This is a genomic window from Ruegeria sp. CDSA193, assembly GCF_059611885.1.
Map to the genome: position 1 here is coordinate 480,872 of NZ_JBXWPN010000001.1, position 24,467 is coordinate 505,338.

General features: G+C 55.5%; 24 protein-coding genes and 1 tRNA gene. 12 read left to right on the top strand and 13 right to left on the bottom strand.

From position 1 onward, the window contains the following. Positions 1-47 precede the first annotated feature (47 nt). The 8 genes from AC2FLG_RS02380 to AC2FLG_RS02415 form a co-directional block, all read right to left on the bottom strand. Positions 48-1,046 (bottom strand): glycosyltransferase family 2 protein, encoded by a 999-nt coding sequence (locus AC2FLG_RS02380; protein ID WP_271946483.1) that lies wholly within the window; start codon positions 1,044-1,046, stop codon positions 48-50. 106 nt (positions 1,047-1,152) lie between these two features. Then, positions 1,153-3,171, bottom strand: a complete 2,019-nt coding sequence (locus tag AC2FLG_RS02385; RefSeq protein WP_496704846.1) for a hypothetical protein — start codon at positions 3,169-3,171, stop codon at positions 1,153-1,155. Then, positions 3,168-4,103, bottom strand: a complete 936-nt coding sequence (locus AC2FLG_RS02390; RefSeq protein ID WP_496704848.1) for a hypothetical protein — start codon at positions 4,101-4,103, stop codon at positions 3,168-3,170. The genes AC2FLG_RS02385 and AC2FLG_RS02390 overlap by 4 nt, the downstream gene beginning before the upstream one ends. Positions 4,104-4,108: 5 nt before the next feature. Then, positions 4,109-5,092 carry a glycosyltransferase family 2 protein gene (locus tag AC2FLG_RS02395; protein WP_496690735.1) on the bottom strand — a complete coding sequence of 328 codons (984 nt, stop codon included), beginning with the start codon at positions 5,090-5,092 and terminating at the stop codon, positions 4,109-4,111. Positions 5,093-5,358: 266 nt separating this feature from the next. Then, positions 5,359-6,141 carry a dimethylarginine dimethylaminohydrolase family protein gene (locus AC2FLG_RS02400; RefSeq protein ID WP_271946472.1) on the bottom strand — a complete coding sequence of 261 codons (783 nt, stop codon included), beginning with the start codon at positions 6,139-6,141 and terminating at the stop codon, positions 5,359-5,361. A gap of 18 nt (positions 6,142-6,159) precedes the next feature. Further along, entirely contained in the window at positions 6,160-7,755 is a 1,596-nt protein-coding gene (locus AC2FLG_RS02405; RefSeq protein ID WP_496704850.1) for a 5-guanidino-2-oxopentanoate decarboxylase, read from the bottom strand. After that, the gene (locus AC2FLG_RS02410) at positions 7,752-8,939 is read right to left on the bottom strand and encodes a pyridoxal phosphate-dependent aminotransferase (protein WP_496704852.1); all 1,188 of its coding nucleotides are present in this window, start codon (positions 8,937-8,939) and stop codon (positions 7,752-7,754) included. Before AC2FLG_RS02410 ends, AC2FLG_RS02405 begins: the two co-directional genes overlap by 4 nt. Then, positions 8,936-9,586, bottom strand: coding sequence for a TetR/AcrR family transcriptional regulator (locus AC2FLG_RS02415; RefSeq protein WP_271946462.1), 651 nt, complete (start codon positions 9,584-9,586; stop codon positions 8,936-8,938). Before AC2FLG_RS02415 ends, AC2FLG_RS02410 begins: the two co-directional genes overlap by 4 nt. A 96-nt stretch (positions 9,587-9,682) precedes the next feature. On the opposite strand from AC2FLG_RS02415, the gene AC2FLG_RS02420 reads away from it, so the two are divergent. From AC2FLG_RS02420 to AC2FLG_RS02435, 4 genes are read left to right on the top strand one after another with little or no spacing between them, the layout of a single operon-like run. Beyond that, positions 9,683-10,459 carry an ABC transporter ATP-binding protein gene (locus tag AC2FLG_RS02420; RefSeq protein ID WP_282021356.1) on the top strand — a complete coding sequence of 259 codons (777 nt, stop codon included), beginning with the start codon at positions 9,683-9,685 and terminating at the stop codon, positions 10,457-10,459. 31 nt (positions 10,460-10,490) lie between these two features. Continuing rightward, positions 10,491-11,264 (top strand): transporter substrate-binding domain-containing protein, encoded by a 774-nt coding sequence (locus tag AC2FLG_RS02425; RefSeq protein ID WP_142634460.1) that lies wholly within the window; start codon positions 10,491-10,493, stop codon positions 11,262-11,264. Between the two features lie 47 nt (positions 11,265-11,311). Then, complete coding sequence (locus AC2FLG_RS02430; protein ID WP_496691035.1) at positions 11,312-12,025, top strand: ABC transporter permease; 714 nt, start codon at positions 11,312-11,314, stop codon at positions 12,023-12,025. Continuing rightward, the gene (locus tag AC2FLG_RS02435) at positions 12,025-12,795 is read left to right on the top strand and encodes an ABC transporter permease (protein ID WP_425471946.1); all 771 of its coding nucleotides are present in this window, start codon (positions 12,025-12,027) and stop codon (positions 12,793-12,795) included. Before AC2FLG_RS02430 ends, AC2FLG_RS02435 begins: the two co-directional genes overlap by 1 nt. Before the next feature lie 164 nt (positions 12,796-12,959). On the opposite strand, the gene AC2FLG_RS02440 is transcribed toward AC2FLG_RS02435, so the two are convergent. Then, positions 12,960-13,046 (bottom strand) — tRNA-Leu (locus AC2FLG_RS02440). Positions 13,047-13,188: 142 nt separating this feature from the next. On the opposite strand from AC2FLG_RS02440, the gene AC2FLG_RS02445 reads away from it, so the two are divergent. Both AC2FLG_RS02445 and lipB read left to right on the top strand, forming a co-directional pair. After that, a complete protein-coding gene (locus AC2FLG_RS02445) occupies positions 13,189-13,848 on the top strand; it encodes a DsbA family oxidoreductase (RefSeq protein ID WP_496678127.1) in 660 nt (219 codons plus the stop codon). A 38-nt stretch (positions 13,849-13,886) separates the two neighbouring features. Further along, positions 13,887-14,546, top strand: a complete 660-nt coding sequence (gene lipB, locus AC2FLG_RS02450; protein WP_496690741.1) for a lipoyl(octanoyl) transferase LipB — start codon at positions 13,887-13,889, stop codon at positions 14,544-14,546. 292 nt (positions 14,547-14,838) lie between these two features. Here lipB and AC2FLG_RS02455 read toward each other — a convergent pair whose 3' ends face one another. Continuing rightward, positions 14,839-15,765: a cation diffusion facilitator family transporter gene (locus AC2FLG_RS02455; RefSeq protein ID WP_282021359.1), complete on the bottom strand. Its 927-nt coding sequence runs from the start codon at positions 15,763-15,765 to the stop codon at positions 14,839-14,841. A gap of 81 nt (positions 15,766-15,846) precedes the next feature. On the opposite strand from AC2FLG_RS02455, the gene AC2FLG_RS02460 reads away from it, so the two are divergent. After that, positions 15,847-16,260: a MerR family transcriptional regulator gene (locus AC2FLG_RS02460; RefSeq protein ID WP_281972282.1), complete on the top strand. Its 414-nt coding sequence runs from the start codon at positions 15,847-15,849 to the stop codon at positions 16,258-16,260. Between the two features lie 15 nt (positions 16,261-16,275). Here AC2FLG_RS02460 and AC2FLG_RS02465 read toward each other — a convergent pair whose 3' ends face one another. Both AC2FLG_RS02465 and AC2FLG_RS02470 read right to left on the bottom strand, forming a co-directional pair. After that, entirely contained in the window at positions 16,276-16,695 is a 420-nt protein-coding gene (locus AC2FLG_RS02465; RefSeq protein ID WP_496704854.1) for an HIT family protein, read from the bottom strand. 81 nt (positions 16,696-16,776) lie between these two features. Beyond that, on the bottom strand, positions 16,777-17,532 hold the full coding sequence (locus AC2FLG_RS02470; RefSeq protein WP_496678137.1) for a glutathione S-transferase family protein: 756 nt from the start codon (positions 17,530-17,532) through the stop codon (positions 16,777-16,779). 188 nt (positions 17,533-17,720) lie between these two features. Between AC2FLG_RS02470 and ctaD the strand changes: the two genes are divergently transcribed. The 3 genes from ctaD (at position 17,721) to AC2FLG_RS02485 (ending at position 20,669) form a co-directional block, all read left to right on the top strand. Next, positions 17,721-19,394 (top strand): cytochrome c oxidase subunit I, encoded by a 1,674-nt coding sequence (ctaD, locus tag AC2FLG_RS02475; RefSeq protein ID WP_142634476.1) that lies wholly within the window; start codon positions 17,721-17,723, stop codon positions 19,392-19,394. Positions 19,395-19,533: 139 nt separating this feature from the next. Beyond that, positions 19,534-20,133 (top strand): 2-hydroxychromene-2-carboxylate isomerase, encoded by a 600-nt coding sequence (locus tag AC2FLG_RS02480; RefSeq protein ID WP_142634478.1) that lies wholly within the window; start codon positions 19,534-19,536, stop codon positions 20,131-20,133. A gap of 44 nt (positions 20,134-20,177) precedes the next feature. After that, positions 20,178-20,669 carry a DUF2244 domain-containing protein gene (locus tag AC2FLG_RS02485; RefSeq protein ID WP_496704856.1) on the top strand — a complete coding sequence of 164 codons (492 nt, stop codon included), beginning with the start codon at positions 20,178-20,180 and terminating at the stop codon, positions 20,667-20,669. A 21-nt stretch (positions 20,670-20,690) separates the two neighbouring features. On the opposite strand, the gene AC2FLG_RS02490 is transcribed toward AC2FLG_RS02485, so the two are convergent. Beyond that, the gene (locus tag AC2FLG_RS02490) at positions 20,691-21,170 is read right to left on the bottom strand and encodes a GatB/YqeY domain-containing protein (RefSeq protein ID WP_142634482.1); all 480 of its coding nucleotides are present in this window, start codon (positions 21,168-21,170) and stop codon (positions 20,691-20,693) included. Positions 21,171-21,354: 184 nt separating this feature from the next. Between AC2FLG_RS02490 and carA the strand changes: the two genes are divergently transcribed. Together carA and AC2FLG_RS02500 are read left to right on the top strand one after the other, a co-directional pair. After that, positions 21,355-22,521: a glutamine-hydrolyzing carbamoyl-phosphate synthase small subunit gene (gene carA / locus AC2FLG_RS02495; RefSeq protein ID WP_496695060.1), complete on the top strand. Its 1,167-nt coding sequence runs from the start codon at positions 21,355-21,357 to the stop codon at positions 22,519-22,521. Positions 22,522-22,594: 73 nt separating this feature from the next. Further along, on the top strand, positions 22,595-24,466 hold the full coding sequence (locus tag AC2FLG_RS02500; protein WP_496704858.1) for a glycosyltransferase: 1,872 nt from the start codon (positions 22,595-22,597) through the stop codon (positions 24,464-24,466). Position 24,467 lies beyond the last annotated feature (1 nt).

The following is a 24,467-nucleotide window of genomic DNA, read 5'->3' on the forward strand; positions in this document are numbered from 1 at the left end:
TCCTATGTGTAGCCAGAGCATGAAACGTTCCTATTCGCCAAGCGACCTCAGGTCTCGGCCTTGGCTGAGAACCCGGCGGTCATCTGACGCATGAGGTCTTGCATCTCGGGTTGTTCGCGCAACTGGGCAACCTGTTGGCGATGCAGATCGCAGGTCATATGGTGCAGGCGGGCCGTCTCAGCGTCTGACAGCATTTCGTAATACAAAGCCCGTTTCCGATCGAGGATTGTGTCGATCGAGGTCTCAGTTTCGGCGTTTTGGTTCATCATGTTCCAATATTCCATCCCAAGGCTTTCCCCCAGATGATGGGCCCGACCACGCATTTTCTTGACCAGATAACTTTCACAGGATTTCAAAGCATAGTGATTGATCTGAACATGCTCGTACCCGACGGAGTCCCGCGCCGATCGCCAACTGGCAGTAAAATACCTTTCGGGCATCGGTTGACCGGATCCGTTGTACCAATGGCATTCTTCCATCGTTTCAACGGTCGGCCTTTTCGGTCGATGGACACCGAGCGCATCCCACAGGCCGCGTTGGAACATGGTCTTAAAGCCCCAAGCTTGCGGCGGTCGAAAAATACGCTCAGGTGCAGCTTGGCGAAACTGATCCGACAGGAAACGGTCCTCGTACCGAACAATGCCGGCGTTTCCGAATAGACGCCAAGTCATTGAAATCGTTTTTGCATCCGGCATGGCACCCGTCAGCGCACGCAATGTATGGTCGCCGGTTCTGACGTTAATATGTTCATCCGCGTCGATAACGATCACCCAATCCTGTGGACGGGCCACTTCCATTTTCAGAAAGGCGTTATAGGCGCGTTTTTGCGGGCTGGTCTGACGTCTCGAGTTGTTGTCGACATGCGTGACAATGCCAAGGTCATGCAATCGCTGCAGCAAGGCATCTGTACCATCGGTACAGTCATTGGTCATGACCACAATCTGGTCCACACCAATGGCACGATTATGGGCGATCCATTCAAGAACGAATGGTCCTTCGTTCTTCATAGGGGTAACGCTGATATATCGAGGATCCTGTTCGGCCATACCTGACTGCCCTGCTTGTTTTCATTGCCCCGGTGGTATCGGAGATTTGTTTAAGATTTTGACCGCAAACTACCGGTATTCAAGCCGGTCACCAAGAGAATTCCGTCTATTTTCCACCCGCACGTTTCAGCTGATTGGAATATCGTTTTAGGGTTGGGCACAGCGCGTGGGCCTTGGAAAGATGAACGCGCGCATTCTGCTTTTCACCTCGTTGCAGATATATCCTGCCGGCCTCGCCTTGAATCGCCGCTGTATTGTCATCCAGTTCCGCAGCCTGAATAATTTGGTTTTGCCCCTGTTCTTCAGCCCCGTTCCTTTCAAGGTATTGCCCCATCGCAAAAACCAGAAATGGGTTGCCCGGATCACAGGCCAACGCATCTGCCATGGCCAGCCTTCCGTTTGCAAAATCTCCATCTTTCTCATACAGTTCGGCCAGTCGCTTTAAGTATAACGGGTTATCCGGAAGGCGCTTGGCCACTTTCCGCGCAATATCCAAAGACTGCGCCAAAGATGTATCTCCCAAATGCAAACGCAGCAAAGATTGGACCCCTTCAAAGCGCGGGTCTTCGCGTGAAATGCGAACGTCCTCGGGCAACTGAGTTGAGCTTTCTAGCCCGTCAGCCAAAGTCTGCAAACGGGATCTGTTGGAGGTTAGACGGCGCGCCCTTTGATCTACGGACAGACTAGCCCAATCCAATAGGATCAGGTCAAAATTACAGGGCAAGCGCACCAGAACTTTTCTTTGGGCAACGTGGGAATTATAGTTGAACCAAGGTCTCCGAATAATCTTTTGCATTGCCCAATCTATCGGCGGCATAGCGCGATGGGCGATTTGATCGCGATACAAAAGCCGAGAGCCAAATATGATGACATCCGGGCGCATTGGCTTGGTCCAGAACGCCCGGCTAAGCACTTGCGCTGCCATCCAGCGCTTTTTCTGCCCCCCCAAGATTGCTGCCTTTAGTGCCGTAGCGACTGCAAAATCTTCCGGCCAGATATGTGGGTTCTTCAGGGCCTCTTCCGTCAATTCCAACGCTTCAGCCCATCGGTTCAGGTAAAAGTAATTCAATGCCTGAAGCAGCGGCACAAAAGCATTATCAGAACCTGCATCCATCAGCGGCTGAACGAGTTCCAATGCCTCTTCAGCCCGATCTCCAGCGCCCAAACCATGAAGATAAAAGGACGCTTTGGAATAGATATGAGCGGCTTCTGAGAGATTCAGAAATTCTTCCGGGCCAAGGCGCAACCGTTCAATCATCTGTTCGTTGGCCTGGTTGATGTCCTTTTCCGCTAAAACATCCCGAAAAACCTTCCTTTGTTGCCCGGAAATCCGCGCTGCTGCCATGGAAAACGCCGAGATAAACGGTGCAATCACCTGATCCGCGCGCGACATGGTATAGAGCTCCAGAAAGTCTCGTTGTGCGCGGGTCAGACTGGAAAGATCCGCGATATCTGACATTTGCATAAGGTGCGGAAACTGCACTTGGAATCGGGCCACAAGCTCGGGCTGATCTGAAAACATGATCGCGGCACACCCTGCGTTTTTTTCAAGATGCGCTGCATACAGTTCTTCCGGTTCGATCTTTGCCGGCCAGGTCGTATGCTTCCACGGCAGACCATTCAGGATGTCGCCACGGCGAATGTGATAGGCCGACACCCCCTTGCCACTTAGTTTGGCATCTGCCTTTTCCATAATGTTCCGGATTTCATCCGTGAACCCGATCTGATGGATGAACTCTCGGTACCGGGGGCGGATCTGCTCGACATCTTCCCATTGAAAGGCCAGAACCTCAAAGCCTTCCTCGACGACAACAGAGCGGCCGGAATTCAGATGGGATATCAGCCGATCCGGTGTCGCATCGCCCTGAAACGACCATATCGGCAGGGCGTTCTCGCCTAGAGCATCAAAGGATTCGGTGCTCAGGAAATGAGCATCCATCCACTCTTGTGAGAACAATTCTTGCGGCTGGTCCAGCTCTGGCGCATCCGCACCTTTGGGAAACCAGTTGACCCGATAGCTGGTGTCAAAATCCTCGGCCAACCGGATGCAGGTCAGCATCATCAGCAACCGGGCACCCATCCGGTCTTTGCGCTGGCCGATAAAGACCCCCTTTTCGGGCTTCATGAGGCTGCTTCGGCCAAGGCTGCGCGCCGCAGCCGTCGGAACCTCTGCCTTGCTTGCGTAACAAGCTGTGGGTGACGTTCGCCGCCAATCGCCTCGATCCCGCGCATATACAAAGGCAGTCGCCGCCGTGCCCGCATCATTCGGTAATAGGCCTGGGGTTCCAGTGTGCCGTCCATCGCCTCGAGCATAACCGGCTTCAGTATATCCAATTTGCGCAGCATCGGGGCCGCGAAATGGTTTGAAAACCATGTCTTCAGCAGCACGACATTATCGCCTTTCAATCGAGTCACCTGCTGGCGATCAAGATCAAAAAAGGGATCATAGAAAACGTATGCTTTCCCCACATTTTCAACGGTTTGCGTGGCATCGCTAAAGGGAAGATCCCAGTCTTGCACCTGCCCGAACCGATACCGGGTCTCCCACGGGACCAGCCGTTCATCCAGCGTTGTCTGCGGATTGAAAGCGATGACATTGGCGCCGGGAACAAGGGCCGAGAATGTCAGCGCTCCAAATCCGCCCATCGAAGCGCCCGCAAACACAACCTGATCAAACTGTGCAAAAAAACCCTGATCCGCTTGGGTCTGAAAATACGAGATGATCTCGGGATCGCGGTACCAGGCTTTGGTCCGCGCAAATATCCCCATATGGGACCAGCCTTCGTCACGGAAGAACTTCCAGCCCCAAGGTTCGCGGGAAAAAGACAGGTCGTTGGCATTGGCAATGTTGTCAAAGCTGACCACAAGCCGGGACGCAGACCTTTGATGAAACAAAACCGAGTGTCTGTTCAGCTTTTGCAGAAACCCGGTCCCGTCCCCACCTGGATACAGCTCGACAAACCAAGGGGGCGCAGGGTCTGTCAGAATCCGTTCATACCCCGTCTTACGATCGGGGTGATCAGGCTTGAGCTGCTCTTTTGAAAGGTCTTCTGCCATAGTGATCAGACCAGATTTTCCGCAAGCCAGAGGCGGAAATCCACCCAGTCAGGCCGCAACTTGATCTCTGATATCTTGGTGCGATGCCAGTCACATGCCTTCGCGTGCAGGCAGCCGAGTTCTTCATCGGCTTTCAGTTCGGCCAGCAATGGGGCCGCGCGATGCGCTGCTGGCAGTATCGAGTGATCTGTTTCTTTGTTGGCATTCATGTCCTGCCAATAGGCTTGCCCTTGGTCTACGCGGATATGATTGGTCCGGCCCCGATCCCTTTTGACCAGAAACCCATCCAAAGACCGGACGGAATAGTGATGAATCCGCCCCAGCGAATGATCAAATTTCCTCCATGCGCGCCACCCGACCTTCTCGGACGGAAACAGCCTGCCACCGGCATCGGACCAAGCGATTTCGCTTTCTTTCCCTTCTTCGACCCCTTTCGGGCGATGCGGGCCGAACCGCGTAAATTTTCCGTTGTTACGAAACAGGGTTTTCAGACCATAGGCCCGGCCGGAATGATACGGGAATTCCTGATCCCCCATCGAAAAGGACTCGGTCACAGGTTTGTCTTCAAAGCTGATATTCCCCGAACTACCAAACAATTTCCACGCGAATGAGATCGCATCCACCGGCTTTCCGGCCCGCTGTTCGGTTTCTGCGATCAGCGCCGCAAAGCTGTTGTCACCGCAGCGGATGTTCCAGAATTCATCAACATCCAGACACATCAGCCAGTCGGCCTCTTTCACTTTGGGCTGACGCCGCGCGCGCCGTAGCATCTGATGCTGCGGGTTTCCCCCTTCTTTGACCTCGTTCGGGACATGTGTGGCAAGACCCAATTCCTGCAGCCTGCGGGCAATGGCATCCGTGCCGTCTTCACAGCTATTGGTGAAGATCACAAAGTGATCGACTCCCAGTGTTTTGTGGAATGCGACCCATTCCAGCATATAGGGGCCTTCGTTCTTCATCGTCGTGAATACGGTGAGCGCCTGAGACATGTATTTCCTGCCATAACTTCTTTGCCCAAGTCATACACAACCCGGCAAGCACGGGCGAGATGGGATTTGGGTGCAAAAGAAATACTGCGCGAAACTGGTGCAAAGCTACACCCACTGGGTAGGGATCATACTAGTTCGAATGAATATCCAAGTGGTTGAAGCGGCTAACCTTAATCACGCCAAAATGCGCCCACTCTTTCTTTGGTTGCAGCAGGACGCATTTGGCTGGTTCAAGGTTAGTCGGTTCTGAATCGTCGTGAACCAGGTCAGAATCTCAGCGACAGACATGACATTCCGCCATCCAATTTGGCGCATTCCACATTGTCGATTTCGACCACATCATAACCGTTCTGGCGCAACATCTCGGTGGTACGCGGGAAGCCGGCCGGAGCCAGGACAAATTGGTTGAACCGGATCGAGTTTGCAGCGGCTTCTTCGCCTTCTGCCACATGCAGAACCCGATACCCTTCGAAGCAGCCGGATGCGTCCAGCCGCTTCGTGGACAGGATGGTTTCCCCATCCAGCAACGAACAATCCGTTTTGAAGTGCAACACGCCCGGTGGTGTAAAAACCTCGCGTACGGTGTGGCCCCAGTCGGAAACGATTTCGGTCAGCTCTGTGACACCGGCCGCATCGGTCCGATCTGACCGGCCAACCAGAATTTCGCGACCCGTTACCAGAATGTCCCCGCCTTCAATATGGCCGGGCCCAGCGATCTGCCGAACCTCGTCATAAACGCCGCGGATTGTCGGCTCCATCTCGGCCACCTCACCCATGCGGCTGGGTGCACCGGGGCGCATCATCACCGCACCCTGAGGAAGACACAGTGTGGTATCTTCGACAAAGACGGCATCCGGATACGTCTCAAGGGGAGCCAGTTCGATAACCTCTGCTCCGGTTTTCTTGAGGGTTTCAACATAATGCGCATGAGATGCAAGCATTCGGTCTAGGTCCGGCGTACCGATATCTTCTGCACGCAGACCATCGGTGATGGACGCTGCTGGGCGACGGGTGATCGCGCGCGAGAATTCATAGGTCGGGTCAGTCATTTTCGGTCTCACTTTTAATCAAGAGTGTGATTGGTTTGGCGCGCGGATTTCAACAAGCCGCGGGCCATCTTGGGATTGTGCAGACGACAAAGCTTGGGCCACGTCCAACGGGTCGGGGCCAGTGCGCCAGAACGGCATGCCGCACGACCGGGCGACGCTTTCAAAATCCGGTGGGGTCGGATCGCATCCCAGCACAGTCACACCGACCGCCTGCATTGACTTGGCGATTTCCTGATAACCGTGGTTGTTCCAGATCACGAAGGTGATCGGCAGTTTTTCATCAACGGCGCACATCAGCTCAGGAAGGCTGAACTGCGCCCCGCCGTCGCCTGCGATACAAATGACCGGAGCGTCAGGGTCCGCCAATGCAGCGCCGATCGCGGCGGGTATGCCATATCCAAGCGCTCCGAACCCGGTCGCGGCGTTGAACCACCCGCCGGGCCGATCATGATCGTAGTAAAGGTTTCCTGCATAGATCGGATAAGCAGAATCGCCCACCATGATCGCGTTAGGGACTGCATCGCGCATGGCGTTCAGCACAGCCAGTAACGCCTGCATTTCCGGCCCGATTTCTTCGACCGCGTTCTGCCGCGAAGTAGCTGCGCGCGCGACACCGTTTGCCGACTTGGGCGATGCGGCAAACCGATCCACAAGCTCGGCCGCTGCCATCGCCGCATCACCAACAATGGCAATGTCCGCCGCGTGGCGCTTCAGCTGATCGGGGCATAGGTCCACACGGATCAGGGATGGCATTTCAGCCATCGTGCCGGTGGCGTACATATCGTAGTCCGTCTGGCCCAGCTCAGTCCCCAAAGCCAGAACCACGTCGGACTGTTCGATCAAAGCACGCACTGAATTCAGGCTTGGGCTTGCAGGCACGCTCAACGAGTGATCATACATCAACCCGCGCGCATTCACGGTTTGAACAACCGGCGCGTCCAGCGCTTCGGCCAGCTGCCGGATCGGCCTGCCCGCGCTGCGCGCACCGCCGCCGACCAGAATGACCGGCGCTTTTGCCGACCCCAGTAGCTTGGCCGCACGGTCAAGAAGCGCCGGATCAAGAGACTTATCGACAGGACCTTTCGCAGCATCGGTCGGACCAGCAAACTCGTCCCCCGCAACGTCTAGCGGGATTTCGATATGTGTTGGCCCTGGGCGACCGGATTGAAACGGGGCGAAGGCGCGGTCCAACGCGGCTGCTAGTTCAACTGACTTTTCAACTCGGTCCGATGACAGAGCGACTGCTCGCGCCATCGCTCGTTGATCCGGTAACTCATGCAAGTGACCAAGCCCTTTGCCAAGACTGGACAACGTGTTGACCCCAGACACAACCAGCATCGGAACGCTGTCTGCCCGAGCCTGCCCCATCGCCGTGAGTGTATTGGTCAGACCGGGGCCGGTAATCACAAAGGCCACGCCAGGCTTGCCGGATACCCTGGCATAGCCATCAGCCATGAACCCTGCCCCCTGCTCGTGTCGTGGGGTGACATGGCGAATGCCCGATGCGGCCAGCCCGCGGTACAGTTCGACCGTATGCACGCCGGGGATGCCAAACACGGTATCCACATCGCGCCTGACCAGTTGATCAACCAGCGCCTCACCAATGCTCGTCATGCGTTTTCCAGTTGCAGTTGGGTCGCGTGGGCAACGATCCGGTCACAGGCTTCGGTAAAGATCGCGTCGTCCACCGTCAGCGCGATACGGACCCAGTCATCAACCGTGTCACCGAAAGACGGCCCCGGCATCACCGCGACTTTGCCATGTTCGAGCAGATTAAAGGCGTACTCGTTTCCGTTCATCCCTGTGGCCGAGACATCAATCATCGCAAACATACCTGCCTGTGGAAGATGCACACGCAGATGTGTCTCGTTCGGCAGCCTGTCGTTCAGCATCCGGGCGCGGCGGGCGTACCGTTGCGCCATGCCTTCAGCCACGGTTGAACCGTTGCGAATAGCCGTCTCGGTCATGTCGGCGATGAAGGGCTGATTTCCAAACAGCATGGTTTCCGACAGCGCCAAAAGGCGCGCGGTAAATTCCTCGGGACCAATGCACCAACCGCTGCGGAATCCGGGGGCGGCATGGGATTTTGATATCGACGAGACGACGATTACCCGATCCGCCAACTCGGACCGCGACAGGGGTGAGGTAAACACAGATCCGTCAAAGATCAGTTCTTCATAAACCTCATCAGAAATGATCCATAGATCATGCTCGATAGCCAGCTTGCCGATTGCATCTATGTCTTCGCGTGTCAGGATCGACCCGGTAGGATTATGCGGTGTGGTTAACAAAAGCGCAGTGGTCTTCGCGGTGATCCTGTCCGCAATATCATCCGCAGAAATACGAAAACCGTTTTCCGGCCGCAATGGAACCGGCACAATATCCGCACCGCTTGCGCGTACCACACCTTGATAGGTTGCATACATTGGATCGCCCACCAGCACCTCACAACCCGCCTCGGCCACGCCCATCAGGACGGTAAAAAGCGAGGTCTGGGTGCCTGGAAAACACAACACTTGATTATCCGTGATCGTGCGCCCGTATCTGGCCGAATAACGGTCGGCCAGTGCAGAGCGCAGTCCAGCCTCACCACGCCCATTGGAGTAGTTGGTACGCCCGGCGCGCAAAGCGTCCACAGCGCTTTCCACCAGTTCGGTAGGCGTTGGCACATCCGGCTCGCCAATGGTCAATTCGATGATATCCTGCCCCTGCTCGACAAGTTCCTTGGCCTTGAGATAAACTTCCCATTTGGCGCCACCCAGGCCGGCAAGGCGTTCGGTAATCGCTGTTTTCTTCATGTCTGCCTCTGCTCAAGATCCGTCAATTCAACACCGATAATTGCCCCAACCGATGCCAGCCCAATCTCGGGCAGCTCATCCGGCTCAAAGGCGTATGGCAGGGCGCCGCCTTCCATCCACAAGCCGTCGACCACGGCGTTGCATGCGATAGCCAACCTGCGCAGTTCCGCCGGGCTGGCTGGTATGCCTACCTCGTTCAGCGCATCTGCAATGAGTGATTCCAAGCGGTCACGAAAATCCCGATATGTCTGTTCATGGATCGCCTGCATTTTGTCGTCCGCCAGAACTTTGTTCAAAAAGCCCGCCCATAGGGACACTGACCCCGGATCGACCACCGGATGGGTCAGCCCGGTCGTTACAAACGTCGCCAGCCGCAATCTGGCTGTGCTATAATCTCCGTCAGCAGGGGCCGACGTCATATCCGTCAGTCGCCGCATATGAAAGTCATAAGCTGCTGTAATTAAATCTTCTTTCGAAGAAAAATAGTGCCGGATCAGACCCTGAGTTACACTGGCCCGCTCGGCAATCGCCCGAACGGTCGCACCTTGCAAACCTTGCTCGGCGATCAAAGACAGCGTGGCCTGGATCAACGCCTCTTTGCGCTGCTCCGCGGGTTCTCGCTTGAATTTTGTTGCGTGATCCGACATCTATCTTTCCAGAAATTATAATTATACAGTTGCATAATTGTAGGGATTTGCTAAAGCTGCAAGTAAAAAAACGGTTGAGAGGGATGAAACTGCAAAATGAACGCTGACCCAGAAACCACGCCGGATGAAGCCATTCGGGTCACTGACTTGCACAAGTCTTTTGGCTCGCTCGAAGTTCTCAAAGGCGTTTCACTTACTGCCCATCAGGGTGATGTCGTCGCCATCATCGGAGGCAGTGGTTCGGGGAAATCCACGTTCCTTCGCTGTATCAATTTCCTTGAAACGCCCAGTTCCGGAGAAATCGTCGTAAACGGCGAGCCGATTGAGATGCGCCCGGATGGCACGCCTAAGGACCGGCGTCAGCTGGAACGCATCCGCACCCGACTGGCAATGGTGTTTCAGGCCTTCAACCTTTGGACCCACCGGACGCTGCTGGAAAATGTCATCGAGGTGCCCGTTCACGTGCTGAAAGTGCCGCGGGACGAGGCGATCAAGCGCGCGCACCAGTTGCTGGAGCGCGTCGGGCTTGGCGACAAGGCGGAAACCTTCCCTTCCTTTCTGTCAGGCGGTCAGCAACAGCGCGCTGCGATTGCGCGTGCTCTTGCCGTTGATCCCAGCGTAATGTTGTTTGACGAGCCAACCAGCGCGTTAGATCCAGAACTTGTTGGTGAAGTACTGACCGTAATTCGCGATCTGGCGGCCGAGGGCCGAACCATGTTGCTGGTCACGCATGAGATGAAGTTTGCGCGCGAGGTTGCGACCCATGTTGTGTATCTTTTCGAAGGAAAGATCGAGGAACAGGGGCCACCCGACGAACTTTTCGACAATCCGAAATCCGCAAGGCTGCAACAATTCCTAAAATCAGTCGGCTGAACAAACAAAATATCAAACAGGGAGAATATCAATGAAAAACAAAAAGCTAATCGTGGCCGCATTGGCTGCTGCTGTGCTTTCGGCTGGAACGGCTGGCGCAGATGAAGTCAAGATCGGGATCGCAGCCGAGCCTTATCCGCCTTTCGCATCGCTGGATGCCTCTGGCAAATGGGTCGGTTGGGAGATCGAGGTTATTGATGCGGTCTGTGCCGCCGCCGAGCTTGAGTGTGTGATCACTCCGGTTGCGTGGGACGGGATCATCCCATCACTGACCGGTCAGCAGATTGATGCCCTGATGGCGTCGATGTCGATCACCGAAGAGCGCATGAAAACGATCGATTTCAGCGATCCTTACTACAACACTCCGGCCGTTATCGTCGCCGACAAGTCGATGGACATTGAACCGACACCAGAATCTCTGGCCGGTAAGATCATCGGCATTCAGGCGTCCACGATCCATCAGGCCTATGCCAATGAGCATTTCAAAGATGCCGCAGAAATCCGGGTGTATCAGACTCAGGACGAAGCCAACCAGGATCTGTTCGCCGGCCGTATCGACGCGACCCAGGCCGACAGCATCGCCATGGCGGATTTCGTCTCATCTGACACCGGTGCCTGCTGTGAAATCAAAGGCGCGGTCGAAAATGACGTCTCGATCCTAGGTCGCGGCGTCGGCGCGGGTGTCCGCAAGGGCGATGACGCGCTGCGTGAAAAGCTGAATGCGGGTATCGCGGCAATTCTTGCCGACGGCACGCATGACGAAATCACCTCGCGCTATTTCACAGCCAGCATCTATAGCGAGTAAGGTTCGCCGTGGAAGCTATCCTCGAAAGCCTGGGTTTGGCCCAAAGCATGGAGTTGCTTGCCCTTAGTCCTCCGGGATGGGGCGGCAACCTTCTGCGTGGCCTCGCTAACTCGTTGCAGATCGCTTTTGGAGCGTTCGGGTTCGGGTTGATCATCGGGCTTTTCGGGGCCTATGGAAAACTATATGGCGGGCCGGTCACACGTGACCTGCTCGGCATATATACGACTGTAATGCGCGCCGTGCCTGAATTGGTGCTGATCCTGATCCTGTATTACGTCGGGACCGACCTGATCAATCAGGCCGCGCAGGCAATGGGGTATGACCGCGTCGAAATCAGCGGCGTCGTTGCCGGCATCTGGGTTTTGGGCATCGTTCAGGGCGCCTATGCGACCGAGGTTCTCAGGGGCGCAATCAAAGCGGTTCCAACCGGACAGATCGAAGCCGCCCGCGCCTATGGCATGCCCTCGCTGCTGCTGATGCGGCGGGTGACAATTCCCGCGATGATGTCTTTTGCCACGCCTGGATTGGCCAATCTGTGGCTCATTGCAACTAAAGATACGGCCCTGCTGGCCATTGTCGGCTTTAGCGAATTGACGCTGGAGACCCGTCAGGCCGCGGCCAGCACCCGCGCCTATTTCACCTTCTTCCTTGCTGCAGGTGCCTTGTACTTGATCGTCACGCTTTGTTCCGGTGTCGTGTTCGCGCGTATCGAGAAATGGGCCCGTCGTGGGCAGCCTTCGTTGAAGGGAGGAAGCCGATAATGGACTGGCGAGCACTCATGCAGCCGCATCGGATCGTGCTGATGGCACTTTTTGCTGCTTTCGTTATCTGGTGCGCCGTCTCACTGCGCTGGGATTGGATTCCAACCTATGCGCCCCTGGCACTTGAAGGTCTGTGGAGAACCATCTGGCTGTTGGCCGTCACCTGTGTGCTTGGGTTCTTGCTGGCTGTTCCGCTGGGCCTCGCTCAGGCGATTGGGCCCTGGTATCTGTCGGCACCGGCGCGGGTGTTCTGCACGATCATTCGTGGCACGCCCATCCTTTTGCAGATCTGGCTGCTATACTATGGGCTTGGATCGCTTTTCCCTCAGATTCCATGGATACGCGGCAGCGAGCTGTGGCCCTATCTGCGACAGGCTTGGCCCTATGCGGTTCTGGCCCTGACCTTGTCGTACGCAGGCTACGAGGGCGAAATCATGCGCGGTGCCTTTGCCAGCGTTAAGAAGGGTCAACTCGAAGCGGCGCAATCCTTTGGCATGCCTCGGTTTACCATGTTCCGCAGGATCTGGCTGCCTCAGGCCATTCGCAGCGTGCTGCCGACACTAGGCGGTGAGACAATCCTACAGCTGAAAGCAACCCCGCTGGTGGCGACGATAACAGTGGTTGAGATCTACGCTGTGTCGTCAAGAATTCGAGCGGACACCTTTGTTGTCTATGAGCCGCTGCTGCTGTTGGCACTGATCTATCTGATCATTGCAGGCATTATCACACTGATCTTCCGCCGTATTGAGCTGCAGGTCCCTGCCCGGTAACGCAACGCCGGACACCTAAGAAACCTGACACCTGGTCAGAATCCTGGCTGCCAGCGCCTTTACCTTGCTTAACAGCGGGCGGCTGGCGACCGGCTTTGACACGTCGACTGAACGCACCGAAGGCGTCGCGAATTTCGGCCTAAAAAGAATGAAATCCAATGACTTGGTGCGGTCGAGAAGACTCGAACTTCCACGGGTGTTACCCCACAGCGACCTCAACGCTGCGCGTCTACCAATTCCGCCACGACCGCACTGTTAGTGACTTGGTAGTGGGGCGTATAGACCTTGATGATCAAGATGTGAAGAGGCAAAAATCACGTTGGTTTGAATTCCCATTCGGCGCTCTTATCTTTAACAGGTTGTCGTCCAAATGACCCCGTCAGGAGCCCCGCCATGACCTCGCCCGACCCTCGCCCCATCGTTCAGATCGACATAGTCTCGGATGTGGTTTGCCCCTGGTGCATTGTTGGATTCCGGCAGTTGGATCTGGCGCTCAAACAGCAAAATATTCTGGCAAAGCTGCGCTGGCATCCGTTCGAATTGAACCCAAACATGGCGTCCGAGGGTCAGAACCTGCGTGAGCACATTGCCGAGAAATACGGCTCCTCGACGGAACAAAGCCAAGCGATGCGGGATCGATTGACGCAAATCGGGGCTGACTTGGGCTTTACCTTCGCCTTTGATGAAGAAAGTCGCATCGTAAACACATTTGCTGCACATCAGCTTCTTGACTGGGCTGAGGCTCAGGGTCGCCAGCATCCACTGAAACTGGCTTTGTTCGAGGCCTATTTCACCAAGCAAATGGACGTTTCGAATATTGAAGTTCTGCTTGAGGCCGCGGAAACTGCCGGTCTGGATCGGAATGCTGCGCGCAGGGTGCTTGAATCAGGTGCTCATGCCGCGCCGGTTCGAGAGAAGCAGCAATACTGGACCGGTCGTGGTATTTCCGGCGTTCCCGCAATGGTGTTTGGCGGAAAGTATCTGCTGACTGGGGCGCAGGGGGCGGACACCTATGCGCAGGTCCTGCAGCGCTGTTTGACCGAAGCAGCCTAGGTCTTTCCATCCATGCATCCAGCCGCTAAGGAGCCGACATGGAATGGAAGATTACTGACGGATTGACCGACTATGATGAGGCCATCGCCTTTATGGAGGCGCGCGTGGCCGATATCGCGGCGGGTGAGGCGGATGAGTGTATCTGGCTACTTGAGCACCCTGCCCTGTACACAGCGGGCACTTCAGCCAAGGTCGAAGACCTGAAAGACCCGGACAGATTTCCAGTCTATACGTCAAAACGCGGTGGTGAATACACCTATCATGGTCCGGGGCAGCGCGTTGCTTATGTCATGCTGGACCTGAACAAACGCGGCAGGGATCTGCGCAAGTTTGTAAAGCAGCTTGAGAATTGGGTGATCGCAGCTTTGGCCGAGTTCAACGTGACCGGGCAAATCCGCGACGGCCGTGTTGGTGTCTGGGTGCAACGGGATGACAAGCCGCTGACGCCAGCAGGCGAAAAAGCCGAGGACAAAGTCGCGGCGATCGGCCTGCGATTGCGTAAATGGGTCAGCTTTCACGGCATCTCGATCAATGTCGAACCGGATTTGAGCCATTTCTCTGGGATCGTACCCTGCGGCATCTCGAACCATGGTGTGACTTCTCTGGTCGATCTGGGTCTTCCGGTCGCGATGGATGATGTGGACAACGCGCTTAGAAAAACCTTCGCTGAGGTTTTTGGACCCGCGGGGGCGGATTAACTCGGATCACGAATCGAAAAACAGCCCGGCACCGACTACAATCCAGCCGTCAGATCCGCTCTGTTTCAAAATTTGGAAACAATTCCCGATTGGTCCGTCTGGTTTCCGACGGAATCTAGTTAAATTTCACAAATATGAATACTTGGGTCCCATTAACGCCTAGTATGGATTTACCGTTCTAGAGTGAGTGGTGTGTTAAGCCGGTGATCGCAGGTATCCCCTGGGAAAACAGGTAAGTGTTTTGGTTACGAGTCTGCCGTTCCGACCCCAAATCGGAACGGCAATTTCTTTTTTAGTGCTCGTGTTTGTCATGTCCAAACCGGGCCGGATGGCCACAAACCTCTTCCCCACTTTCAATTTCAAGCGTTGCATGGCCGATCCCGAACTGATCCTGCAGCGCATTCTTGATGGTTGTGGAAAGCCACCTGGCATCTTCGTCTGCGTGGCTGGTCGCAACCACATGTGCAGTCAGGGCAGGTTCATGCTCCTGCATACTCCACAGATGAACGTGATGGACCGAAACAACGCCCTCGGTGGCCTCGATCATCGAAGCGACCTCTTCTGGGTCAAGGTCGGATGGTGCACCCAACATCAAGACGTGAATGGTTTCGCCAATTTCAGATTTCACATGCCAAAGGATGTAGACCGAGATCAGAATAGTTACGGCGGGATCCACCCATGTCCAGTTGAACACGATGACCAAGGTTCCGGCGACGATTACTGCCAACGAGCCCAATGCATCTGCCACATTGTGCAGAAAGGCCGCCCTGATATTCATACTGTCCTTTGCCATCGAATAGGTCAGGGCAGCCGTGATCAGATCGACGATCAGGGCCAGCGCTGCGATCCAGACGACGATCCAGCCATTCACCGGTTCGGGCTCGATAAACCGCATGACACCTTCGTACATCAGATAAACGGCAAGAACGACAAGAGTGGTGTAGTTAACAAGAGCGGCCACAACCTCTGCCCGACCATAACCAAAGCTCATCCGTGGATCTGCCGGGCGTCGCGCAATCTTACGAGCGAAAAACGCGATGATCAGCGCGATGGCATCTGAAAAATTATGCAAGGCATCTGCGATCAAGGCCAGTGAGCCAGACAAAATGCCCCCCACTATTTGTGCAAGCGTCAATACCATATTGACGCCGATCGCTCCGACCACCCTCCGGTCACCGGCATTCGGATCAATGTGAGAGTGGGTGTGGTTATGTGACATGGCAGATCAGATCCTTGTTTAGAACTGCCATCTTATGTAATTCCTCTAGTCACTAGAGGTTCAAGAGGCAAAAAGCACAAAATGTACTCAATCGGAGATTTGTCGCGGCAAACCGGGGTCAAGGTGCCCACGATCCGTTTCTATGAGGAAAAAGGCTTGTTGGCCAAACCGTATCGGACGGCGGGCAATCAGCGCAGATATGACGAGACTGCTCTGAAACGCCTCCAATTTATCCGCCACTCGCGTGATCTGGGCCTGCCTTTGCCGGATGTCGAGGCGTTGCTTTCTTTGGAAGGGGCGCAGGGGGCGGATCTGGACCATGTTCATGAAATCGCGGATCGTCAGCTGACTGAACTGCGCAACCGGATAACATTGCTGCGCAGCCTTGAGGCCGAACTGGAACGCATCACAGCCGCCTGTGACGGCACCCACGACCATGTATGTGAAGTGCTGAACGCGTTTGGCGACCATAGCAAATGCCTTGGATCGCACTGATCCTGTAGCGGGTGATCAGGCCAGCGCGTCTTTGATTTTACCGGCGTTTTTGGCGATCAGGTCAAAATCACCCATATTGCCCGGTGGTCGCATCGAAACGCCGTCGTGCCGCGGCAGAACGTGAAAATGCAGATGAAACACTTCTTGCCCACCTGCAGCCTCGTTGAACTGCTGGATGGTGACGCCATCCGCGTCAAAGGCCGCTTTCACCGCCTGCGCCATCTTCTGAACCGTTGAGATCACAGAAGCAAGCTGTTCTGGGCTGGCATCCAGCACGTTGCGACAAGGCGTTTTCGGGATCACCAGCAGATGCCCGTCCGTGCGCGGCATGATGTCCATGAAGACCAGTGTGTCGTCGTCTTCATAAACCCGGTTTGCAGGGATTTCACCACGCAGGATTTTGGCGAAAATGTTATCGGGATCATAGGCAGGCATACTCGGCCTCCGTTTGGACGTTTTTCATGAGGTGTTTGTGCGGTGCCGCACCTTGGCGGTCAAGACGCAATGCACATGCGATCAGAGCGACAAAGGTGTTTCCAGAAAATCGCGGTATACCCTGTCCCGATGCAACAGCAAACCTGCCGAAAGAGTATCCCGTACAGGATCGGATATATGCTCGAAAACCCTTCGGGTACTCAGCCGCATAGCACACAACTCTTCCGGCAACGGTGCGAACAAAGCCATGAAGGCAGCGCAATAGATATCTGCTGCAGTGAGCGTGTTGCCAAACAGAAAATCACCACTTTCTGCGAGCTTGCTACTGACGCGTTTCAATATTCCATCAGCGCGACCGGCAGCCATTTCACCTGCTTCTGTATCATAACCGTATTTCTTGCCAAGATAGTCGGCAATCTTGGGATGGAACCCACCTTCTTGGCCTCGCATACCAGCATGGATTTTCTGAAGCCGCCTTTGCCAGCCCAATCCATTGGGGGCCGCCAGTAAGTCAATGAAGGCGAGAATGTCGGGCGCCATTGATGCTGGCAACAAATCTGGTTCAGGCGCGATTCGTTGTGCCAAGGCGACAATATCGGCCGTTTCGGAAAGCGGTGCCTCATCTTTCCAGAACACAACCGGTGCGCTGTCCGTTTGCGCCCAGATGGTCTGCGCCCGGTCCTGATGGTCCAGATAAACTGGCAGCCAAGGCAGACGTTTTACGTGAAAAATACTCTTTGCGGCTTCGCTCCAGGGGCTTGGCACACCTCCGACAACGATCATGCGTAGCCCGGTGGCCGCCTGAGCCTTTTCGGTCGTCACGTAGTTCAGAACCATCCGGTCTCCTCCATTTGCCGAAAGTTGTGCTCTTTTTCGAAGCCCTGCAACCGGCACCCGCGACAATTAATCTTGATCCAGATCAAACTCGACCATTGAAGGTCGCCCCCACGCAATCTAAAACCAGCAGGAATCCCGCGCGTTGGAGAGGTCCGACAGCGCGGTGTAGTTGCAACAGGAGGCACCTAATGGCAGACGCAGCCATTCATGGTCACGACCATGAAGACCAGCGCGGGTTCTTTACCCGCTGGTTCATGTCGACCAACCACAAGGACATCGGGATTCTGTACCTGATCGTCTCGGCCCTGGCCGGTCTAATCTCGGTTCTGATGACTGTTATCATGCGGATCGAATTGATGGAGCCCGGGGTACAGCACATGTGCATGGAAGGGTTCCGCTTGTTCGGCAGCGGTGCCGAGCTCTGTACTCCGAACGGGCATTTGTGGAACGTGATGATCACCTATCACGGTGTTCTGATGATGTTCTTCGTGGTCATCCCTGCCCTATTTGGCGGATTTGGCAACTATTTCATGCCGTTGCAGATTGGCGCGCCGGACATGGCGTTCCCGCGGATGAACAACTTGTCCTTCTGGCTCTATGTCGCCGGTACTTCGCTGGGCGTGGCCTCGCTGCTGAGCCCCGGTGGTAACGACCAGCTTGGTTCGGGCGTCGGCTGGGTTTTGTACCCGCCGCTGTCGACGAGCGAGGGCGGCATGTCCATGGACCTTGCGATCTTTGCCGTGCACGTATCGGGCGCCTCCTCGATCCTCGGCGCGATCAACATGATCACCACCTTCCTGAACATGCGTGCCCCGGGCATGACCCTGTTCAAGGTGCCGCTGTTCAGCTGGTCGATCTTCATCACCTCGTGGCTGATTCTTCTGTCGCTGCCGGTTTTGGCAGGTGCGATCACCATGTTGCTAATGGACCGCAACTTTGGTTTCACCTTCTTTGATCCGGCCGGTGGTGGTGATCCGATTCTGTATCAGCACATCCTGTGGTTCTTTGGCCACCCAGAAGTGTACATCGTGATCCTACCTGGATTTGGCCTTATCAGCCACATCATCGCGACCTTCTCGCGCAAGCCAGTCTTCGGTTACCTGCCGATGGTTTGGGCACTTATTGCGATCGGTGTACTGGGCTTTGTCGTGTGGGCACACCACATGTACACAGTTGGCATGTCGGTCCAGCAGCAAGCCTACTTCATGCTGGCAACGATGGTCATCGCGGTTCCTACCGGCGTTAAGGTCTTCTCGTGGATCGCCACCATGTGGGGCGGCTCGATCGAGTTCAAGACACCGATGCTGTTTGCCTTCGGCTTCCTCTTCCTGTTCACCGTTGGCGGTGTGACCGGTGTGGTTCTGTCGCAGGCTGGTATCGACCGCGCCTATCACGACACATATTATGTGGTTGCACACTTCCACTATGTGATGTCGCTGGGCGCTGTGTTTGCGATCTTTGCCGGAATCTACTTCTACTTTTCCAAGATGACAGGCCGTCAGTATTCAGAGTTCTGGGGCAAGGTTCACTTCTGGCTGTTCTTCATCGGCGCCAACCTGACCTTCTTCCCGCAGCACTTCCTGGGCCGTCAGGGCATGCCACGTCGCTACATCGATTATCCCGAAGCGTTCGCGCAGTGGAACTATGTCTCGTCGATTGGTGCCTTTGTATCCTTCGCCTCGTTCCTGCTGTTCTTTGGTATCGTGTTCTACGCCTTGTTCCGTGGCGCACGTGAGACCCGGAACAACCCGTGGAACGAATACGCGGATACGCTGGAATGGACCCTGCCCTCGCCGCCGCCCGAACACACGTTCGAGCAGCTGCCCAAGCAAGAAGACTGGGACAAGGGCCACGCGCACTGATCCCTCTGAACCAACAGAAAACCCCGCCAACTTGGCGGGGTTTTTCATTTCTAAGTGGCGTGCCACCGGAAATTCGCCAGATCGGTCAAAATAGGGTACTCTGGTAAAGGCAAAACAATCGGCAACCCCGAGGGTTCATATGCCCGATCTTGATTTCTGGTACTCTATCGGAAGCACCTACAGCTTTCTGACGATCATGCGCCTGGACGATTGGTGTTCTGAGCACGATGCCTCCGTCACATGGCGGCCGTTCAATGTACGCACAGTGATGTCGCAGCAGAAGAACATCCCCTTTGCAGGGAAACCCGTCAAATCCGCCTATATGTGGCGCGATATTGAGCGTCGGGCGGCCAAGTACCATATGCACGCCCAGCTTCCTGCGCCCTACCCCATTTCTGACCTTGCCTTGGCAAATCAAGTAGCGCTGTTGGGAATGGAAGAAGGCTGGGGCAAGAACTTTACGCAAATTCTATATCGGATCTGGTTCGAAGAAGGTGTAGAGGCCGGCAGCGAAACCGCCTTGTCCGAAGCGCTACATCGCAGTCAGCAGGATCCCCGACTGATCCTGTCCCGCGCGCGCAGCCCCGACATTGTCGCCGCACTTGAGGCGGAAACACTACGCGCAATCAAGCTGGGCATTTTTGGCGCCCCAAGCCTGGTTGTGGGGAACGAAGTCTTTTGGGGGGATGATCGGCTGGACGATGCCCTTTCGTGGGCCCGCGTCGGGCACGTCATCTGAATTTTCAGCGTCGACTCGGACACTCTTTGAGCTATCTTCCGGCCATGCCCTACAGATGGAATCAAACCACCACATCAGAACTTGAGCTGCGCTTGTGGCCGCATAACTCGCTGCCGCGTCATTGGGCAGTTCGGGTTGTGTTTAGTGTCTTTCTGTTCGGGTTGACCCCGCTTTTGGCGGTGCTCGGCTCGGCCCTGCTTTGGTGGTTGCTGCCGTTCCTGCTGCTGACGGTCACGGGTCTTTGGCTGGCGATCCGGTCGAACTATCGGGCCCGCAGCATATTCGAAGTCCTGACGCTGACCGGAACACAGGCGCATCTGATACATCATGACCCGCGACGGGGGCAGCAGGAATGGGCCTGTAATCGCTATTGGGCCCGCCCCGAGATCCATCAGAGCGGCGGCCCGGTTCCGAACTACGTCACCCTCAAGGGTGAAGGTCGCGAAGTCGAAATCGGCGCATTCCTGTCCGAGGAAGAGCGGATTGCGCTATATGATGACCTCAAAGAAAAACTGCGCGAACCAGCCGCGCAGTAAACTCTCAGCATGTCATGGCAGTCAGCCGCTGGCAGCCGCACAAAGCTGATCTTTGACCATGGGCCCAACTTTCCCAAAGTCCATCTGGCCAGTATAGCGTGTCTTGAGCTCGCCCATGACCTTGCCCATATCCCGGATCGACCCGGCACCAGTGGCCGTAATCGCTGATTGGATGGCTTTCGTCACCTCATCGTCGTCCAGTTGCTCGGGCAGGAATTCTTCTATGACTTCTATCTCGCGCAGTTCACGCTCCGCCAGATCGAGGCGTCCACCCTCTTCGTAAGCACGCGCACTTTCCTTACGCTGCTTGGACATTTTCCCTAGAATTTCAAGAACTTCGGCATCACCGCAACCCTTGGCTTCCTCGTTGACCGCAGCACGAGACGCGATATCCCGGTCCTTGATTGCTGCATTGATCAGACGTAGGGTCGACAGACGCTCGGCGTTCTTGTCTTTCATTGCTTGCTTCAGGGCGGAATTCACCCGTGATCGCATATCCATTTAGTTTGTCCATCCCCATGACAAAAGGAACCCCGACCATATCGAAACAAAAAGCGTGATACAACCGGGGGCCTCAACATCTAAGTCATTGATATTGCTCAATAGCCCAAAAATTGAACACACTTGACCCAAGCGCATAACCCCCTTAGGTATGCGCCGATTTACCCTGCAGGAGAGTCGCGCTATGGCCCAGAACGCCCCGTCCAAGCCCACCGCATGTCTGGCTTTGGCCGATGGAACACTGTTCTACGGGGTCGGTTTCGGCGCCACAGGCCAGACCGTGGCCGAGCTGTGTTTCAACACCGCAATGACTGGCTATCAAGAGATCATGACCGATCCTTCTTATGCCGGGCAGATCGTGACCTTCACTTTCCCTCATATCGGAAATGTTGGCGTGAACCCCGAGGATGACGAAACCGGTGATCCTGTCGCGGCCGGAATGGTCGTCAAATGGGACCCAACCGAACCGTCCAGCTGGCGGTCTGCAGAAGAGCTGAAATCATGGCTTGCCCAGCGTGGGCGTATTGCCATTGGCGGTGTCGATACCCGCCGGTTGACCCGCGCAATTCGCCAGCAAGGCGCACCTCATGTGGCATTGGCCCATGATCCTGAGGGCAATTTTGACATCGAAGCTCTGGTTTCGGCTGCGCGTGGCTTTGCCGGGCTTGAAGGTATGGATTTGGCCAAGGAAGTGACTTGTGCGCAAAGCTATCGCTGGGATGAGATGCGTTGGGCCTGGCCAGATGGCTATAAACGGCAAGAGGCCCCAGTACATAAGGTTGTGGCACTGGATTTCGGGGCAAAGCGCAATATCCTGAGATGCCTTGCCTCGACCGGGTGCGATGTCACTGTGCTGCCCGCAACAGCAACCGCGGCTGAGGTTCTGGCCCATAGTCCCGACGGCGTATTCCTGTCCAATGGCCCCGGTGATCCAGCGGCTACGGGTGAATACGCAGTACCGATGATCAAAGAGGTATTGGACACCACCGACCTACCCGTATTCGGGATTTGCCTTGGTCATCAGATGCTTGCGCTGGCCCTTGGCGGTCAGACTGTCAAGATGAATCACGGCCACCACGGGGCGAACCACCCGGTAAAAGATCTCGAGACTGGGAAGGTGGAAATAACGTCTATGAACCATGGGTTTGCGGTAGACGCTCAAACCCTTCCCGACGGTGTCGTTGAGACTCATCGTTCGTTGTTTGATGGTTCAAACTGCGGAATTCGCATGACGGATCGACCGGTCTATTCGGTACAGTACCACCCAGAGGCATCTCCAGGTCCACAAGACAGCTTCTACCTGTTCGAGCGGTTCTCGCATGCGATGGCCGCCCGGAAGGCACAGGCATAATCATACAGTCTTAACGGCCTATTAACCTTAATCGCTCCACCCTGACGCAGATTACCACGTCTGGGTTGATTGAATGGTTGAACTGAACCTGCAGCATTTCGCATCGGCCGCGCCGATTTCTACAACGGTGCGCAAGCCTTTGGGGGCTTGCCTGATCGACCGCGGGCTACTTTCGAACCATCAGTTGCAAAAAGCCCTGCACCTGCAATCCAGACAAAATGTTGCACTGGGCGAAATCCTGGTCGGCGAAGGCTGGGTAGATCGGTCCGAGGTTCTGACGGCGCTGTCTGAACAAACAGGATTGCAGATCGCGGACCTGGATCTGCATCCACCAAATCCGGACCTTTGCAAAACCCGCCCCGCCAGCTTTTGGCTGGATCACAACATCATTCCCTGGATGCGCATCGGTCCCATTCTGCTGGTCGCTACCGCCAATCCCGATCAGTTCGACGCAGTTCGCAAGCAGTTGGCAAAGGAAAAGCAAACGATCATACCCGTGCTTGCCGATGCGGACCGGATCGACGACGCGATCGCCAGAATTTTCTCGGAAAGCCTTGCTGAAAAGGCTGAAACCCGTGTGGCAATAGCTCAGAGTTGCCGATCCTGGACTCGGCACTCGCGTATTGGGCCGATTGCCATAGTGCTTGGCCTCGCCACACTGTTCCTGGCGCAACCCATTCCGGGGCTGCTGGCTCTGGTCGTTTTGGCCGTTACGTCGCTTGTATTATTCCTGACATTGCGACTGGCGGGATTGCTCTCGTTTCTGTGTTACAAAGAAAAACGCCATAGTCAGACCGCCACCACGCTTCCTCTTCGACTGCCTCGCGTTTCCATCATGGTCCCTTTGTACAAAGAGCGAGAGATTGCTGGCGCTCTGATCCGTCGATTGCGGCGTCTGACATATCCCAAAGCTCTTTTGGACGTCATTCTGGTTTTGGAAGAAACGGATATGGTAACCCGTGCAACCCTGGCCAAAATCGAGCTGCCCTGTTGGATCCGCACGATCGAAGTACCGGCATTAAGCGGGCTGACGACAAAACCGCGCGCGATGAACTATGCGCTGGATTTCTGTCGTGGTGACATTCTAGGCGTTTGGGATGCCGAGGACGCCCCTCTTCCCGATCAAATCGAACGCGTCGTCGGACATTTCACCCAAGCCAGTGAAGACGTCGTCTGCTTGCAAGGCGTTCTGGATTATTACAACCCGCGCACCAACTGGCGGTCTCGCTGCTTTACCATCGAGTATAACAGTTGGTTTCGGGTCATTCTGCCTGGCATTGCCCGGTTGGGACTGGTGGTTCCACTTGGTGGTACAACCTTTTTCTTTCGTCGCGAAAAGCTGTTGGAACTGGGCGGTTGGGATGCCCATAATGTGACCGAAGACGCGGATCTGGGCGTCCGCCTCAGCCGCGCGGGTTATCGGACCGAGATGGTTGATACCGCCACTTTCGAAGAAGCAAACTTTCGGGCCTGGCCTTGGGTCAAACAGCGTTCACGATGGCTCAAGGGCTTTATGGTCACATATCTTGTCCACATGCGCGCACCGATCCATCTGCTGAAAGAGCTGGGTGTGCTGCGCTTCCTTGGGCTTCAGGCGTTTTTTCTGGGCACCGTCGGACAATTCCTGCTGGCCCCGGTTTTGTGGCTGTTCTGGCTTACCACATTCGGATTGGCCAGCCCGCTGGATCCCGTCATTCCGGGCAAGGTCATGACCATACTGATAGCTCTGTTCGTATTTGCAGAGATCACGAATGTGACCATCGGGATATTGGCTGTCTCTGCCCGTGAAAGACGGTTTCTGATGCCGTGGGTGCCGACAATGCCGTTGTATTTCCCCTTGGGTGTGCTGGCAGCTTACAAAGCCCTTTGGGAATTGGCTATCAACCCGTTTTTCTGGGACAAAACCCAACACGGTCAAGCTAGTGAAGAAGCCTTCGACATGTGAC